This window comes from Arthrobacter sp. ov407 (assembly GCF_900102895.1).
Classification (GTDB): domain Bacteria; phylum Actinomycetota; class Actinomycetes; order Actinomycetales; family Micrococcaceae; genus Arthrobacter.
In genome coordinates this window covers 26,547-42,512 of the sequence record NZ_FNGD01000006.1, presented here as the reverse complement: position 1 = coordinate 42,512, position 15,966 = coordinate 26,547, and the positions used below count along the sequence as shown (strand labels likewise).

Genomic DNA, 15,966 nt, shown 5'->3' with positions numbered 1-15,966 from the left:
CACATCCAGCACCGAAACGACGAACCCCCTACCAAGAAGTGAGAGAGGGTTCGCCGATATTGGGCCGGACCCGAGGGAGTGTCCGGATAATTGCCGCCGGACGTGAGGGAGCGTCCGGATATTTGTCGCAGGACGTGAGAGAGCGTTGGGGGGTGGTTACGGGAGGGGGCGGTGCATCTCCACGATCTCCTCGTGCCGCGGGCTGTCCGGGTTCATCAGCGAGTGTTTGCGGCCGTAGGTGAAGTAGATGATCAGGCCGACCACAAGCCAGATGACGAACCGCAGCCAGGTCTCCCAGTGCAGCTGAAACATCAGGAACAGCGAGGCAAACACACCGAACGCCGGAACAAGGGGCATCAGCGGCAGGCGGAAGGTCCGCGGGGCGTCGGGCTTCTTGTAGCGGAACACGATCACCGACAAGCAGACGACGACGAACGCGGCCAGGATGCCGATGTTGGTCAGGTCTGCCACGGCCTTGATCGGGAGGACGCCGGCCAGGACTGCGGCCCCGGCGCCCGCGATCCAGGTCACGCGCTGCGGCGTGCCGTGCTTGTCCGTCTTCGAGAACCAGCCGGGCAGCAAGCCGTCGCGGCTCATCGAGAACCAGACGCGGGTGACGCCGAGGAGGAAGGTCAGCATCACCGTAAGGATGGACAGGACGGCGAACACGGAGATGATGGTCGCGATCACCGGCAGCCCGACACTGTTGAAGGCGGAGGCGAAGCCGGCCTTGGGGTCGATCTCCGTGAAGTTCTGCATGCCGGTGAGCACCAGGGTGGCGGCGACATAGAGCAGCATGGCAATGACCAGCGAGAGGATGATGGCCTTCGGCATGTGCTTCTTGCCGTCCGTGGCTTCCTCCGCCGCGGTACTCATGGCGTCATAGCCGAACACCGCGAAGAACACCGTGGCGGAGCCGGCCACCACGGGACCGAAGCCGCTGGGGAAGAACGGGTTGTAATTGTTGGTGTTGATGTAGAAGATGCCCAGCCCGATGATGAACAGAATCAGCACCACCTTGATGCCGACGGCGATCAGCTCGAAGCGTCCAAAGGTCTTGGTGCCGCGGGAGAGGATCCAGGTCACCAGCAGGCAGACGAGGATCGCGGGAAGGTTGATGATGCCACCCGTGCCCTCATCGGGCGTCGAGGTCATCCAGTCGGGCATCTGGATGCCGACGCCGGAAAGGGCAGCATCGAAGTAGCCCGAGATGCCGATGGCCACCACGGCCACGATGGCGATGTACTCCAGCAGCAGGTCCCAGCCGATAAACCAGCCAATTATCTCGCCGAGGGCAACGTAGCCGTAGGTGTAGGCCGAGCCTGCCCGCGGGATCATGCCGGCGAACTCGGCGTAGGACAGCGCCGCGGCGGCGGATGCCAGGCCAGCGATCAGGAACGAGACAAGCACAGCCGGGCCGACTCCGGGCTCGGTCTCGCTGCCGTGGGCCACAAGACCCGCCAGGGAGAAGATGCCGACGCCAATAATGCCGCCGACGCCGATGGCCGTCAGCTGCCAGAGCCCCAGGCTCCTGTGCAATCCGCTGTGTTTGTTTTCTTCTTCAATGTCGTCGATGGGCTTGCGCCGCATGACCGACTGGGCCATATCCTGTGTAGCCATCAGGGCCTCCTACTTAGGTGTGATGCCCATCAATCCACCCTGCGATGGGCGTTACCGAGTGACAACAGTATGCAAGCCCGATTGCATTAGATAAAGTGAATTCTCTTAACGAATAACCATCAGAATTCACAAAGGAATAGCGATGCTTGACGTCCGGCGTTTGCGACTGTTGCGCGAACTGAAGATCCGGGGCACTTTAGCCGAAGTGGCCGAAGCGCTCCAGTACAGTCCGTCGTCAGTCTCGCAGCAGTTGGCCCTCCTTGAGAAGGAGGCCGGAGTGGAGCTCCTCCGCAAGACCGGACGGCGGGTGCAGCTGACGCCTCAGGCCGAAGTCCTGGTGGCCCACACGTCCCAGCTCCTTGAGACCTTGGAGCAGGCGGAGGCGGATCTGGCCGCGTCGCTGACCACGGTCACCGGCACCGTGCGGATTGCGGTCTTCCAGTCCGCCGCGCTGGCACTCATGCCGGACGCCCTGACCAGGATGTCCTCCAGCTACCCGGAAGTCCGGGTGGAAATGACCCAGCGGGAACCGGAAACGGCCCTTCACGAGACGTGGGCCCGAGACTTCGACCTCGTGATCGCGGAACAGTACCCTGGCCATGCCGCCCCGCACTACGCCGAACTGGACCGCGTGGCCCTGACCCGCGACGCCATCCGGCTCGCCGTTCCACCCCCTTCCCCCGAACGCGACGCCATCAGGACGCTGGCCGATACCGCGGGGCTGCCCTGGGTGATGGAACCGCGCGGAGCGGCCTCCCGGCACTGGGCCGAGCAGGCCTGCCGGAGCGCCGGCTTCGAGCCCGACGTCCGCTTTGAAACCGCCGACCTGCAGGCCCAGATCCGGCTGATCGAATCGGGAAATGCGGTGGCCCTGATGCCCGACCTCGTGTGGACCGGCCGCGGCACCAGCGCGCTGCTCCTGGACCTGCCCGGGGATCCGCACCGGACAGTGTTCACCTCGGTGCGGCGCTCGAGCGCGAGGCGACCCGCCCTGCTGGCAGCCCGCGAAATCCTGGCGCTGACGGCGGCATCAATCGTCCCGGCGGCGGCGGCCGGCGCCCTTGATCCGGCCCCCGCGGACCGACCCGCGTAACCGGCCCGCGTAACCGGATCATGCGTGTGCAGTGGGCCACAGCGCGCGGGGTTGCCCCGCGTTAGACTGGTGACGTTATGAATCGCACAATATTCAAATCCAAGATCCACCGCGCGACGGTCACGCACGCGGACCTCCACTATGTCGGTTCCGTCACCGTGGACCTGGATCTGTTGGAGGCGGCCGACATCCTTCCCGGGGAGCTCGTGGCGATTGTCGACGTCACGAACGGCGCCCGGCTCGAGACCTACACGATTGCCGGCGAGCGCGGTTCCGGCGTGATCGGCATCAACGGCGCCGCCGCCCACCTGATGCACGAGAACGACATCGTCATCCTCATTACCTACGCCCAGATGAACACGGAAGAGGCGAAGGCGTACAGCCCCAAGGTGGTCCACGTTGATCAGGACAACAAGATTGTCCAGATCGGCAACGACCCCGCGGAGGGCATGACGCCAGGGCTCATGCGCCCGCCGCACTCGCTGAACAACGCCGCGCTCAACTAGCGGCAACCGCCCCGGGCCCGCGTCCCGAGTCCGGCAGCAGGCATGCGACGAGAACGCCGCAGCACGCCTACGGGCGTAATAGGACGGTCAGCGGAATAAAGCTGATTATTCTGGAACGGTGACCCTTACCCGCCGCTCTGCCGCCCCGCTGCGAAGAACCAAGTGCTAGGGGTTCTGGCAGGGTTCTTTGTCGTCTGGGTCATCATCCTGGTTGGCATGTTCGTGGGCCGGCGCAACATCCTGGGCGAGAACGCGCGCCCCGTCCTGAGCGCCCTGACGTTTTTTGTGGCAAGCCCCGCCCTGCTGTTCGAGACCCTCAGCAAGGCGAAACTCCACGACGTCTTTGCAGCGCCGTTGCTCGTGACGGCAGTCGGGGGCGTGACGACGGCGGTCCTGTTCTTTGGCATTGTGCGCTTCGTTCTCAAGCGTCCCGTGCCGGAAGCCCTCATCTCCTCCATGAGCGCGTCCCTGGCCAACTCGGCCAACCTCGGCATTCCCATCGCCGTCTTCGTGCTCGGCGATGCCAGCTATGTGGCGCCCCTGCTCATCTTCCAGCTGGCCTTCTTCACCCCCCTGTTCCTCATGGCTTTGGACGCCACCACCAGCTCGCACCGCACCACGCCGCTGGGATTCGTGCTCATGATCCTGCGGAACCCGATGATCGTGGGGTCCGCATTGGGTCTGGTGGTGGCCGGGACCGGCTGGCAGGTGCCGCCGCTTGTCATGGAGCCCATCCACTTGATCGGCGGGGCCGCCATCCCGGCCATGTTGATCGCCTTCGGCATGAGCCTGAACGGCTCCAAGCCGCTGCAGGCAGCCGCCGGACGCCGGCTGGACACGCTGCTGGCGAGCTTCTTCAAGCTCATTGTCCATCCGCTGGTGGCGTACCTGTTTGCCCGCTTTGTCCTCGGCATGCAGGAGCAGGCGCTGTTCGCCGCCGTCGTCACGGCAGGCCTGCCCACTGCCCAAAACGTATTTGTCGCGGCCAGCCGTTACCGCACCGGCGTCACAGTAGCCAAGGACACCGTGCTGATCACTACGGTGGTAGCTGTCCCGGCGATGATCGGCGTGGCCCTGCTGCTGGCCTGAGCCCGCCTGGTCTTGCCCGGGCGGGCGGGCCGGCACCTAACCCCGGAGGAGAACCCTTGAAAACAACCCTGGACACTGTGGTCATCGGCGGCGGCGCGATGGGCTCCGCTGCCGCGTGGGCACTGGCCCGGCGCGGCCGGGACGTCACCCTGCTGGAACAGTTCGGGCCCGGCCACCGCAACGGGGCCTCCCACGGCACAACCCGGAACTTCAACCCCGGCTACGCGGATCCGGACTATGTCGCCATGCTGGCCGAGGCGGCGCGGCTTTGGAGCGAGCTCGAAGTGGACTCCGGCGAACGGCTGCTGACGCGTACCGGCGTCGTGAACCACGGCACCGACCCGCGGCTGCCCGAGGTCCGGAACGCGCTGCTTGCCGCCGGGCTCCGGGCGGAGTTCCTCTCCGCCGAGGAAGCCGCCGAGCGCTGGCGGGGCATCCGGTTCGATCAGCGCGTGCTGCACATGGCGGACGGCGGCCAGTTGAATCCGGACGCCGCCTTGCCGGCGTTGCAGCGCCTCGCCGCCGGCCTCGGTGCCGAGATCCGCCATCACGTTAAGGTCCTTGAGCTGAAAGTGCTCGACGACGGCGTCCGGCTCACGCTCGAGTCCGGCGGGCGCACCGAGATGCTCTCCGCCAGGCAGGCCGTGGTCACCGCCGGCGGCTGGACCACGAAGCTGCTGGCCGGCGTGGCGCCCCTGCCCCGGCTGACGGTCACCCAGGAACAGCCCGCACACTTCGCCATCACGGACCACGGCGCCCAGTGGCCGGGGTTCAACCACATGCCCGGCCGCGGGGAGGCGTACGCGTACTGGCGTTCGCCCGTTTACGGCATGCAAACGCCCGGCGAGGGGATCAAGGCCGGCTGGCACGGGGTGGGTCCGGTGGTGGATCCGGACCGGCGGACCTTCGCTGCGGAGCCCGAACAGCGGGCCGCCCTGCAGCGCTACGCCCGGGACTGGCTCCCCGGGGTCGACGCCGACTCCCTCACCGACATCAGCTGCACCTACACAACCACCGTGGATGAGAACTTTGTCCTGGACCGGACCGGCCCGGTGGTCATCGGCGCCGGCTTCTCCGGCCACGGATTCAAGTTCACGCCGGTCGTGGGCAGGATCCTGGCCGACCTCGCAACCGGCGACGGCGGGGCGCCGGCCATCTTCTCGGCATCCCGGCCCGGGGGCCGCTGACTCCCGCGGGGCGCCTGCATTCTGTTCGGCCTGTCCGGTTTCCGTCCGGAGCGCCGCGGCGTCACATCGTGTTGCTGTGTGCGCCGGTAGGCTGGGACCGGTCTTAAGCCGCCCCTCGGATACCAGGGGCAACAGCATGAAGTGGGGAAGAGTTGCACAGCATCAAATCAGGCAGCACCGCCAAATCAGGCAGTCTCCAATCAAATAGTGCCCACGGCCGGAAGATCGGCGCGGTCGACTGGATCGTCCGCGGGGTGGCGGGCCTGCTCCTTGTGGCGACGTCAGCGTGCGCCAGCCCCGCGGCAGTCGCCCCGGCCGCTGGAACCGGCGTCCGCCCCGGCGTGACGGCTGCCCCCGCCACCGCGCCAGCCGGCACGGACAGCGCCTCGCCGGATCCGGTCACCACCCCCGGCGTCGATGCTCCCGCCGTCGTCGCCCCGCACCAGCAGCCAGCCTTTGCGCGCAAAGCCCTCCAGGTGCTGGCGACGCTGCCGGTCAAGGGCCGCGCGCCCAAGACGGGCTATTCGCGCGAGCAGTTCGGCCCGGCCTGGTCCGACGTCGACCACAACGGCTGCGATACGCGCAATGACATGCTCCGCCGCGACCTCACGGCCCTCGCGCTCAGGCCCGGGACGCGGGACTGCGTGGTGCTCTCCGGCGTCCTGGCCGACCCCTACACGGCCGCCGCCATCAACTTCCGGCGCGGCAGCGCCACCAGCTCCGCGGTCCAGATCGATCACGTCGTGGCCCTCAGCGACGCCTGGCAGAAGGGCGCGCAGAAGCTCAGCCCGGCGCAGCGGCTGTCCTTCGCCAACGATCCCCTGAATCTTCTGGCGGTGGACGGCCCGGCCAACCAAAGCAAGAGCGACGGCGACGCCGCCACCTGGCTGCCGCCGAACAAGTCCTACCGCTGCAACTACGTCGCCCGCCAGATTTCAGTGAAATCCAGCTATAGGCTCTGGGTGACCCAGGCCGAGCACGATGCCATGGCCCGGGTCCTCTCGGCCTGCCCGGACGCCCTGGCTCCGACCAAGGAGCCGGCATCCGCTCCAGCGCGGGCCGCGCAGGCACCATCCGCACAGCAGCCCGCCGCGGCACCCGCGGCCGTGCCCGCCCCGGCACATGCACCCGCGGCCGTGCCCGCCCCGGCACATGCACCTGCACCTGCACCTGCACCTGCACCTGCACCTGCCTACGGGGTGGCTTACGCGAACTGCGCCGCGGTCCGCGCAGCCGGCGCGGCGCCCATCCACGTCGGCCAGCCGGGGTACAGCCGCAAGCTGGACCGCGACGGGGACGGCGTCGGTTGCGAGTAGCGGCGGCGGCCTGCCTCCGGTAATTCCGTTGGCGGTCAGGTCTTCTGGTGCTCGTGCAGGAGCCGGGCGCAGCGGATGAAGCCCAGGTGCGAATACGCCTGGGGATGGTTGCCCAGGTGGGTTTCCGTGCCGGGATCGTATTCTTCCGGCAGCAGCCCCGTGGGACCGAACAGGTTCACCAGCTGGTCAAAGAGGTCCCAGGCCTCCTCGATCCGGCCGACGGCGATGTAGGCCTCGATCAGCCACGTGGTGCAGATGTGGAAGCCGCCCTCCAGGCCCGGCAGGCCGTCGTCGTACCGGTAGCGGAAAACGGTGGGCCCCACCCGCAGTTCCCGTTCCACGGCTGTGACGGTGGCCAGGAAGCGGGGGTCATTGACGTCCAGCAGGCCGGAGAGGCCGATGTGCAGCACGGCCGCGTCCAGGTCCGGGCTGTCGTACGCCACCGTGTAGGAGTACGCCGACTCGTCCCATCCTTCGCGCAGGACTTCCTGCCGGATTTTCGCCGCCGTGGGCGCCCAGGCCGGCAGCGGTTCCCGGCCATGCCGGGCGGCCGTGCGCAGCGCCCGGTCAAGCGCCACCCAGCACATCACCTTCGTGTAGACATGGTGCCGTGGCGCCCGCCGGGCCTCCCAGATGCCGTGGTCCGCCTCATGCCAGCGGGCCAGCACGGCCGCGGCCATCTGGCCCAGCAGTTCCCAGTGGTCGTCGGAGAGCATGCCCTGGCGGGCGCTGAGGGCGTCGATCAGCTCGGCAATCGGGCCAAACACGTCCAGTTGCACCTGGTGGTCGGCAGCATTCCCGATCCGGACCGGGCGTGATCCCGCGTAGCCGGGCAGGCTCTCGATGATGGCCTCGGTGGACAGCGGCGCCCCGGTCACGGAGTAGAGCGGATGGAGCCACTCCGGGCCCGGGGCGTGGGCCAGGATCCGGGCCAGCCAGGCCAGGAAACCCTCGGCCTCGGCGGTGGAGCCCAGGTCCACGAGGGTGTTGACGGTCATGGAACCGTCCCGCAGCCAGCAGTACCGGTAGTCCCAGTTGCGCGTGCCGCCGATTCCCTCCGGCAGTGAGGTGGTGGGCGCGGCCAGGACGGCGCCGGTGGGTTCGTGGACCAGGGCCCGCAGTACCAGCGCGGAGCGGCGGACCAGCGACGGCTTCACGCCCGGCAGTTGCAGCTCGTGGACCCAGCGCCTGGAGTGATGGGCGACGGCGGCGCGGCGCCCGGTCTCGTCGTCGGGCACCGCCGGCTGCGGTTCGGTGTCGCCGCAGCGCAGGTTGAGGACCACGGGCCCGTCCCGCAGGTCGACGTCGCCCGTGGCGGTGGCGTGACGGCCGTCCGAGGTGATGGAAAAGGCCACTCCGGGCGCCCGAAGCGCGATGGGGTCCGCGGTTCCGACGACGTGGAGTTCCGTCCCGCGCGCCTCCATGCTGAATGGCGCATTCGCGTAGTCCGGCCGCGGCGCGAAGACGATCCGGGCTGTGCCGGTGCCGGAGAGGACCCGGACCAGGCTGGTGATGCCTTCCGGGGCCGGCTCCAGGTAGTCCGTCACGGTGACGTCGGCCCAGCGGGTTTCGACGATCATGGTGCTGTCCACGTAGCGCTGGCCAAGGACTTGCGAGGACTTCACCGGTTCCACGGAGAAGTGGCCGGCCGCATCGCCGCCGAGCAAATGGGCAAACAACGACCCCGAGTCCGGCAGCGGGTGGCTCATCCAGCAGATCTTGGCGTCCGGCGTGATCAGGGCGGTGGAGGAGCCGTTGCCGATCATGGAGTGCCGTTCCAGCCCCACGGCGTCCTCGCCGAAGAGCCACGCCCGCCGCAGTTCGAACAGGATCGCCAGGACCCGGGCGAACGACTCCGTGTCCCGGAGCCTGTGGTTCGCCACGCTGGGCCCCTCCCCCACGCGCAGCGCCATGTCCGGGCCGCGCAGGGTTGCCATGGCCAGCTCATCGCTGGACGCGTCACCGGCGTAGAGGGCGGCACTGACGCCGAGCACGGAGCGCAGGTGTTCCATGGCCGCAGCTTTGGACGGTTCGACGACCGAAAGGTCCAGCACCGAGCCGTCCACGATGAAGTGCAGCCCGTTGTCCTGGGCGATGTGCGTTGCCTTTTCGAGGGCCAGGGCAACGATGTCCGGCGCCGCGGACCGCGTGTGGACGGAGACCGCGACGGGCTTGCGTTCGATGCTGATGCCGCGGTACGCGCCGACTGTTTCGGCGAGTGCCTGGTGGGCGTGCTGGAGCACGGACTCGGTGGCCAGCGAGAGGCTGTGGGCGTAGCCCATGTCGAACTCGGCACCGTGCGAACCCACCAGATGCACCTCGGCGGGCAGGCGTGAGACGGCGGCGAGGTCGCGGAGGGACCGGCCGGAAATGACGGCGGCGTGCGTATTGGGCAGGGCGGCGAGCGCGCGGAGGGCGATCGCGGCGCTGGCCAGCGGCAGGGTCTCGGTCGAGGTCCCTTCCGCCGCGCAGAGGGTTCCGCCGTAGTTGCACGCCACCAGCAGGCCGGGGGTGCGGGCCAGGATCTTGAGCTCAGCCAGCAGTTGCGGCGTCAGCCCGTCGTCGGCGGCCTCCGTCTGCACGAAGGCCCGGAGCAGGCCCAGCGGGAGGGATTTGGTCAGGAGGGCAGAGTCAGCCAAGGACTGGTTGAGCGGAGTGGGCATGCGCGGAGTCCTTCGAATAGTCCCCAATGCCTTGCATGAGAATCGTCCTCGGGAGGGCGTAGTTCCAGTATCCTCCGGGCACAGTTTCGCCCGGGTGTCCCGGCGGTTGCAGGTATGTAACGTCTGCTGGCCGCCGGGAACGGGCGTGGGCGGCTAGCCCTGGTCGGCGCGGTAGAAGTACATCTCCCTGGATCCCTTGGGGGCATCCCAGCCCTGGGCAAAAACCCAGCTTCCGCCGAATTTGAGCAGCCCTCCCCACGCCAGTGATCCGCCTTCGTTGATCGCTTTCTGCGTGAAGGGCTGGTCAATGTCATACAGTGCTTGCGCCGCGGCGAACTGGCCGTCGGCGTCGGCATAGAAGAAGTCCAGGACCAGCTCGGTCCGCTCGCCTTCGTTGACGATTGCGCAGGCCACTTCGTGCAATGAGCCGCCCAGCGGTTCAAGGTCCAGGTAGTCCTGCGGCTCAAATGTCCAGTTCACCATGTCGGAGGACCGTCCAACGTGGGTGGTTGCGCCGCAGCCCTCAGACAGATACATCAGGTAGTGCCCACCGATTTTGACGGCTTCGCCGCGGGAGTTTCGCGGGATGACGGCACCTTTGGCCCAATATCGCGAAATCTCGGGGGGGACGGCCAAACCGAGCTTTTCCCAGTGGATCAGGTCATCTGAGACTGCAACGTTGATGTCGCAGCCAACATCGCCCAGGGGATAGGCCTCGGAGTTCTCGCCGGTCTGCTCATCGCTGCGGTCGATCGTCCAGATCCCGTTGTAGAACATGTAGTACCGACCATTGGCCAGGTACACCTTGGGATCTTCGCAGCCGAGGATCTCGTTGTCCATGGTGGGGTAGATCACCGGATTGGCCGGGTTGTCCTGCCACCCGGTTTGGGGATCGAGGACGGCAACACCGATGCGGCTGGAGACTGATTCCTTGCGCGGAGAGGCCCGGTAGAACAGGTAGAGCTTGCCGTCCCGCTCCATGATGGACGGGTTGAAGATCGAGTCCGCCGTCCAGCCGATGCCGGCGGGGTCTTCCCAGTCCTGGACTTGCCGGAAGGTCAGGGAATCATCCTTGCGGAACGGGCCCACAGCCCATTCCGGGCGCTCAGGGTACTCGGCGGAGAATTGCTCGGTGGAGATGGTATCGGTCAGCGGATTGCTGAACGTGAGCGCTCCCTCATAACTCTGGAGCAGTGCCTGGGTGTTGATTTTCTGCATGGGATCTTCCTGTTCTTGAATTGCATGCCAAGCCGCCGGGACCAGGGGTCCGCGGTGATAGGTATTAGTTGCGGGCCAACGTCACCCAGGTGAATCCGCCCGGGGCCACAGCGACCCGGCCGGACCGGTCCGCCTCGTTCTGCCGGGGGCCCGGGGCGACCGGCCGGCCAGACGCATCAAAGGCCTCCTGGCTCAGGTGGAAGCCTGCGGGCAGGTTCACCTTCCGTTCGATGCGTTCCGGGGCCGCGCTGACGTAGAGCGTGGACTGGCCGCCGGCTCCAGAGACCGAGACTGTGGAGAGCTGCGGCTGGACCAACAGTGCGTCGAGGGCGACGTCGCCGTCAGTGGTGCCGACGACGGCGGCCGCCGGGGCGGGCAGCGCGCGTTTCAGCGCGAACGGGAAGAGGATGCCTGGCGCGTCGGTGATGCCTTGGGCGCCGGCGCCGCCGTTGAGGGTGCTGCCGAGCGGGCCTTTGCCCGCGGTCCAGCTGGTGCTGCCGGCGGGGGCAATCCCCTGGTTGATGATCGGGTAGATGTTGCGGGGTTCGTCGGCGGCCGGCAGCGGCAGGCTCAGGGACGCTCCTGCCTTGAGGGCGACGTAGGCGCCGTCGGAGATGTTGGCTTCCCCGGTCCAGGCTGAGGCGGGCTTGACCACGGTGCCGTTGCCGGTGATGGCCCCGGATTCGGCCTCGACGACGCTCAGCCCGTGGGTCGAGACGGTGCGGGTGATGCCGAGGGCCTTGCTCTTCAGTTCCGGGTTGGCGTCCAGCGCCAGCATGGTCAACAGGGCGTGGATGGTGGATTCGGCGCCGGAGTTCGGGTTCACCCGGCCGTCGGGCTCGATCCCGTCGATCGCGGTGCCGGCGGCGGGGTTGTAGGCGGGTGCGCCGCTGGGGTTGGCGCCGAAGAACCAGCCTGCCGCGATGGCGGCGACGTCCAGCAGGCCGGGGGCCTTGGCGGCCTTCGCGGTCGCCACGAGGCCCTGGACGCGGGAGTCCACGCCGTAGGCGATCTGCGCCTCGCCGGGCGTGGGGCTCCAGGCGTTGTCCGGCCCGCCCGCGGCGAGCAGCTGCGGGGTGAACTGGGCGGAATCCTTCACCGCGGCCTCGAGCAGCCGGGGCTGGTTCAGCACGGTTGAGGCGGTGGCGGCGGCGGCCGGAGCCATCCCGCCCCAGGCATGCCAGAGCGTGCGGGACTTGTTCCACGGCAGGATCGCGCCGAACGGCCATTGAGTGCCGGAACCCGAGGACATCGCGGCGACGCCCTCGCCCAGCCGGGTCAGCGCCTGGGTGGCGACGCGGTCGCCGGGGGCGGCCTTGACGTAGGCGGTCAGCCCGAGCACGGCCTCCGCGGAGGCGTCGGCCCCGCCGGAGATCAGCCAGGCGGGGACCTTGACGCCGTCGGCCGTGTCATACGTGCCGTACTTGGCGAGGGACTGCTTGTTGAGCGAGCCAACGGCCAGCTGCAGGCGCTGTTGCAAGAAGGAAGCGAAGGCCGGGTCGGCGCCGGCGAATGCGGCGTAGCCTTCGCCGAGGGCCCAGACGGTGCGGGCCAGCCAGTAGGACTCGGCCGAATCGGAGGGGTCCGGAAGTTCCACCGGCTTGGCGCTCGGCGTGAGCGTTCCGTCGGGCTGCTGCCAGAGGACCACATTCCCGGCGTTCGGCCCGGCCGTGGTCTGCAGGTACGTCAGTGAGCGCAGGGTCTGGAAGGCGTGTTCCTTGCTGGCGGCGTCGCCGGTCTGCTGCCAGTGGCGCAGGTAGACCACGGCGGTCCGGGCGATGTCGTCTGCGTTGTAGGCGCCCTGGCTCCAGTGGCCGGTGGCCGGATCCAGGCCTCCGCCGCCGATCCGGGCGTAGCTGCCGTCCGCCTTCTTGTCCGCGTAGGTCCACGGGGCCTGGGCCGAGGGGATCCGGTCCAGCTGGTAGGTGGTGTGCCCCTCCACCGGGGAGAGCGGCACGGTGTCCATCAGGAAGTTCAGATGGCTGAGGTTGGTCAGGGGTGCCGCGGCGGCCGCGGCCGGAACGGCGGCCCGCTTCCCAGTGTTCCCCGGCGGGACAGTTGCCGTCCCCGGGGCGGGTGCCGCGCTGGCGGCACCCGCCCCAAACGGGGACAGGAGCAGGAGCATCGATGCGGACACGGCGACGGCCGTGAATCGATTTCTTGATTTCAAGCGGACATCGTTGTGCGTCATCGGTGGCTCCTGGCTGGCTGGCTGGTTGGCTGGCTGTCTGGTCGTCGGGCGGGGACGGCGGCGGCAGTCCTAGCTGGCGGGAATCCGGTCCAGCTTGGCGACGCCGATCTTCGAATCAGCCATGCCGTAGAACACGAAGAGCTGCTCGCCGATCTTCTCGATCGCGGTCGGGAAGACGACGTTGGGCACGATTCCGGACATCTCGTCCTCGGTTTCGGGCGCCAGGAGCGGCTTGTCGCTGCGGGCGATCACCTTGGAGGGGTCATCGCCGTCAAGGATCATCGCGGCCGCGGTGTAGTTGACGTTCTGCTGGTGGTCGAACGCCGACTTCTCCAGCGCACCGGACACGCCGTGGTGGATCAGCAGCCAGCCTTCGTCGACGCGGATCGGGGCGGGACCGCCGCCGATCTTCAGTTCCTCGAACGGGAACTCGCTCAAAGCCACGAGCCGGTGCTTAGCCATGTGCACGAGGTTGCGGATGTCCTTGTCGACGTCCGCGACCGGCGCGTAGGAGATCCAGATGCCGGGACGGTTGTCGGTGATGCCAGCCGGCAGGTGCTCGCCCTCGCCCTCACGGACCCAGCCGAGGTCCCACATGGGGCGGTGCAGCATCGCGTAGGAGGGCACGCCGTCGGGGTCGTTGACCGGCTCCGGGAAGAACACGGCGTCCTTGTTCGGGAAGAGGTTCAGGTCCATGGAGAGGTCGGCCTGGTAGCCGAAGAGGCACGGGCCCAGGCGTTCCCAGTTGCGCAGGTCCTCCGAGTAGGCGAACGCCAGGCGCGGGCCGAGCGGTCCGTAGGCGACGTAGGTCATCAGGTGCTTGCCGAGGGCGGGAACCCAGGTGGTGCGGGGGTCCTCGGTGCCGGCGTTGTTCAGGCCGCGCTCCCAGCCCTCGTCGGGCGCCAGGACGATGCCCTGGCGTTCGACGCCGGTGGGGACGCCGTCCTCGATGATCACCTTGGCCAGTCCCACCCGCGAGACGTTGCCCTTGGCGACCAGGCGCGGCAGCAGGTACAGCTCGCCGTCGGTGCCGCGGCCGCTGGCCGGGTTGAGCACACCCTCGGCCTCGAATTCGTTGCCCGGTTCCGGAGTCATGATGACGCCGGCGCGGGTGAGGGTGAAGGGGACGGTGGGCAGTGCAGAAGTGTGGGGGGAGGTCATGGATTAACCCTTTACGCTGGAGCCGATATTGGTGGAAATGAACTGACGCTGGAAGAAGATGAAGAGTGCGACGGCGGGTGCTGCGAGGACGCAGGCGCCCGCCAGGATGGCGCCGAACGGGTTGGACGCCGTCGCGGAGATGTTGGAGATGTAGTTCGCCAGGGACACGGCGAGCGGCTGGATGGACTGGTCCTTGGTCACGAGGAACGGCCAGAGGAACTCGTTCCACGGCCCGATGAAGGTCAGCAGGACCGCCGTGACAATCGCGGGCTTCACCAGCGGGATGGCGATCTGCCACAGGATCCGCAGTTCGGAGGCGCCGTCGATCCTGGCCGCCTCGAAGAGGGTGGAGGGCAGCTGCATGAAGTACTGGCGGAAGACGAACACGGCCGTGGAGTTGATTGCGAAGGGCAGGATCATGCCCAGGTACGTGTCCGCCAGGCCGTAGTCCCGCACGATCATCACGTAGAGCGGGATGAGCAGCAGCTGGAACGGGATCATCTGCACCAGCAGCATCATGCCGAACACCAGCCCCTTGCCGCGGAAGTGCATCTGCGCCAGGGCGTAGCCCACGAGCAGGCCGAAGACCACGGTGAAGAAGATGACGCCGCCGGTGAAGATGCCCGAGTTGATCAGGCCCTTGAGCAGATTGATGGAGTTGTTGATGTTCAGGTAGTTCTCGCCGGTGATGTTCGCCGGGTTGGGGAACGCCCCGGCCACCGAGGTGTCCGGTGAGGTCTGCAGCGAGCCGATGAACATGTAGTAGAACGGGAAGAGGAAGACGAACGCGCCCAGGGCCAGCAGTACGAAACTGCCGACGCCGAGGCTCCTGCGCTTCTCCACACCGGAGGCGCCTGCACTCGTGTTTCTGTTGCTGTTGCTGGTCCCGTCATTCTCATCGTTGGGGGCAGCTGCCTTGCTGAGAATTGACATGTCAGTCCTCCTTCCCGCCCACGAGGCGTTTCTGGATCAGGGCAATCAGCAGCACGCCGATCACCAGCACCACACCCAGTGCGGCTGCCAGATCGGGATTCCCTTGCAGGATGCCCATCTGGTACATCAGGAACACCGGCGAGGTGGAGGCCCCGTCCGGGCCGCCGCCGCCGGTGAGCAGGTACGGTTCCGTGAACAGGTTGGCGCCGGTGATGGTGGCCAGCAGCGTCACCAGCACGCTGGCCGAGCGGACGCCGGGAACGGTGATGTTCCAGAACTGCACCCACTTGTTGCCGCCGTCCACCGAGGCGGACTCGTACAGCTCCTCCGGGATGTTCTGCAGCGCGGCCAGGTACAGCAGGATGAAGAACCCCAGCTGCTTCCAGGTCACGAACAGCGCCACGGTGGGCATCGCGAGCCAGGAGTTCACGAGCCAGGAGGGGTTCGGCGCCAGCGGCCCGAGGACCGCGTTGACCAGGCCGTTCTGCTGGAACAGGAACAGCCAGACGCCGACGACGGCGACGCTCGCCGTGACGTACGGGACGTAGTAGCTGACCCGGAAAAAGGTCTTGAGCTTCGTCACACGGTTCAGGGCGTTGGCCAGGACCAGGGACAGGCCCACGGTCAGCGGGACGTTGATGAGCAGGAAGATCCCAATGTTGGCGAAGGAACGCTGCACGGCGGGGTCTGTCAGGACGGTGACGTAGTTCTCCAGGCCCACGAACGGGCGGTCAACCTTGACCCGCGGCGCGGTGAAGAAATAGTCGTGGAAGGAAATGTAGACGGCGTAGCCAAGCGGAAACGCCAGCACACCCAGGACGTAGATGACGTAGGGGGCGCTGAACAGCAGGCCCAAGGGCTGGCGGCCCAGGAAGTTCTTACGCTTCCTGGGCGCCGTCCGCCGGTCCCCTGCCCTCCCTTCGGTGTCGCCAGCAGTTTGGCCGGTGGCCGCGCCGCCGTCAGCTGAGCGAAGTGACATGGAGATTCAC

General features: G+C 67.6%; 12 protein-coding genes. 5 read left to right on the top strand and 7 right to left on the bottom strand.

Going from position 1 to position 15,966, the window contains the following annotated elements; genetic code table 11:
- Positions 1–156 precede the first annotated feature (156 nt).
- Positions 157–1,620, bottom strand: coding sequence for an amino acid permease (locus tag BLS42_RS09115; protein ID WP_090579808.1), 1,464 nt, complete (start codon positions 1,618–1,620; stop codon positions 157–159).
- Between the two features lie 142 nt (positions 1,621–1,762).
- On the opposite strand from BLS42_RS09115, the gene BLS42_RS09110 reads away from it, so the two are divergent.
- From BLS42_RS09110 to BLS42_RS09090, 5 genes are all read left to right on the top strand, one after another.
- Positions 1,763–2,713 (top strand): LysR family transcriptional regulator, encoded by a 951-nt coding sequence (locus BLS42_RS09110; protein ID WP_090579805.1) that lies wholly within the window; start codon positions 1,763–1,765, stop codon positions 2,711–2,713.
- 77 nt (positions 2,714–2,790) lie between these two features.
- Positions 2,791–3,219, top strand: coding sequence for an aspartate 1-decarboxylase (gene panD / locus BLS42_RS09105; RefSeq protein ID WP_176803306.1), 429 nt, complete (start codon positions 2,791–2,793; stop codon positions 3,217–3,219).
- 162 nt (positions 3,220–3,381) lie between these two features.
- Positions 3,382–4,308 (top strand): AEC family transporter, encoded by a 927-nt coding sequence (locus BLS42_RS09100; protein WP_090579801.1) that lies wholly within the window; start codon positions 3,382–3,384, stop codon positions 4,306–4,308.
- Between the two features lie 56 nt (positions 4,309–4,364).
- Positions 4,365–5,495, top strand: coding sequence for an FAD-dependent oxidoreductase (locus BLS42_RS09095; RefSeq protein WP_090579797.1), 1,131 nt, complete (start codon positions 4,365–4,367; stop codon positions 5,493–5,495).
- A 152-nt stretch (positions 5,496–5,647) separates the two neighbouring features.
- Positions 5,648–6,811: a GmrSD restriction endonuclease domain-containing protein gene (locus BLS42_RS09090; protein ID WP_090579794.1), complete on the top strand. Its 1,164-nt coding sequence runs from the start codon at positions 5,648–5,650 to the stop codon at positions 6,809–6,811.
- A gap of 35 nt (positions 6,812–6,846) precedes the next feature.
- Here BLS42_RS09090 and BLS42_RS09085 read toward each other — a convergent pair whose 3' ends face one another.
- The 6 genes from BLS42_RS09085 to BLS42_RS09060 all read right to left on the bottom strand — a co-directional run bounded on the left by BLS42_RS09085 (position 6,847) and on the right by BLS42_RS09060 (position 15,956).
- Positions 6,847–9,474 carry a trehalase-like domain-containing protein gene (locus BLS42_RS09085; RefSeq protein ID WP_090579786.1) on the bottom strand — a complete coding sequence of 876 codons (2,628 nt, stop codon included), beginning with the start codon at positions 9,472–9,474 and terminating at the stop codon, positions 6,847–6,849.
- 153 nt (positions 9,475–9,627) lie between these two features.
- Entirely contained in the window at positions 9,628–10,692 is a 1,065-nt protein-coding gene (locus BLS42_RS09080; RefSeq protein WP_090579783.1) for a glycoside hydrolase family 130 protein, read from the bottom strand.
- A 64-nt stretch (positions 10,693–10,756) separates the two neighbouring features.
- Positions 10,757–12,883, bottom strand: coding sequence for a hypothetical protein (locus BLS42_RS09075; RefSeq protein WP_090579781.1), 2,127 nt, complete (start codon positions 12,881–12,883; stop codon positions 10,757–10,759).
- 69 nt (positions 12,884–12,952) lie between these two features.
- Positions 12,953–14,044 (bottom strand): glycoside hydrolase family 130 protein, encoded by a 1,092-nt coding sequence (locus BLS42_RS09070; RefSeq protein WP_090579778.1) that lies wholly within the window; start codon positions 14,042–14,044, stop codon positions 12,953–12,955.
- 3 nt (positions 14,045–14,047) lie between these two features.
- Entirely contained in the window at positions 14,048–14,977 is a 930-nt protein-coding gene (locus BLS42_RS09065) for a carbohydrate ABC transporter permease (protein WP_090579774.1), read from the bottom strand.
- A gap of 1 nt (position 14,978) precedes the next feature.
- Entirely contained in the window at positions 14,979–15,956 is a 978-nt protein-coding gene (locus BLS42_RS09060) for a carbohydrate ABC transporter permease (protein ID WP_090579772.1), read from the bottom strand.
- Between the last annotated feature and the right edge of the window lie 10 nt (positions 15,957–15,966).

Excerpts from the sequence above, each read along its gene's own strand:
- BLS42_RS09115 (WP_090579808.1), bottom strand. The coding sequence starts at position 1,620 with ATGGCTACACAGGATATGGCCCAGTCGGTCATGCGGCGCAAGCCCATC.
- BLS42_RS09110 (WP_090579805.1), top strand. The coding sequence starts at position 1,763 with ATGCTTGACGTCCGGCGTTTGCGACTGTTGCGCGAACTGAAGATCCGG.
- panD (WP_176803306.1), top strand. The coding sequence starts at position 2,791 with ATGAATCGCACAATATTCAAATCCAAGATCCACCGCGCGACGGTCACG.
- BLS42_RS09085 (WP_090579786.1), bottom strand. The coding sequence starts at position 9,474 with ATGCCCACTCCGCTCAACCAGTCCTTGGCTGACTCTGCCCTCCTGACC.
- BLS42_RS09080 (WP_090579783.1), bottom strand. The coding sequence starts at position 10,692 with ATGCAGAAAATCAACACCCAGGCACTGCTCCAGAGTTATGAGGGAGCG.
- BLS42_RS09075 (WP_090579781.1), bottom strand. The coding sequence starts at position 12,883 with ATGACGCACAACGATGTCCGCTTGAAATCAAGAAATCGATTCACGGCC.
- BLS42_RS09070 (WP_090579778.1), bottom strand. The coding sequence starts at position 14,044 with ATGACCTCCCCCCACACTTCTGCACTGCCCACCGTCCCCTTCACCCTC.
- BLS42_RS09065 (WP_090579774.1), bottom strand. The coding sequence starts at position 14,977 with ATGTCAATTCTCAGCAAGGCAGCTGCCCCCAACGATGAGAATGACGGG.
- BLS42_RS09060 (WP_090579772.1), bottom strand. The coding sequence starts at position 15,956 with ATGTCACTTCGCTCAGCTGACGGCGGCGCGGCCACCGGCCAAACTGCT.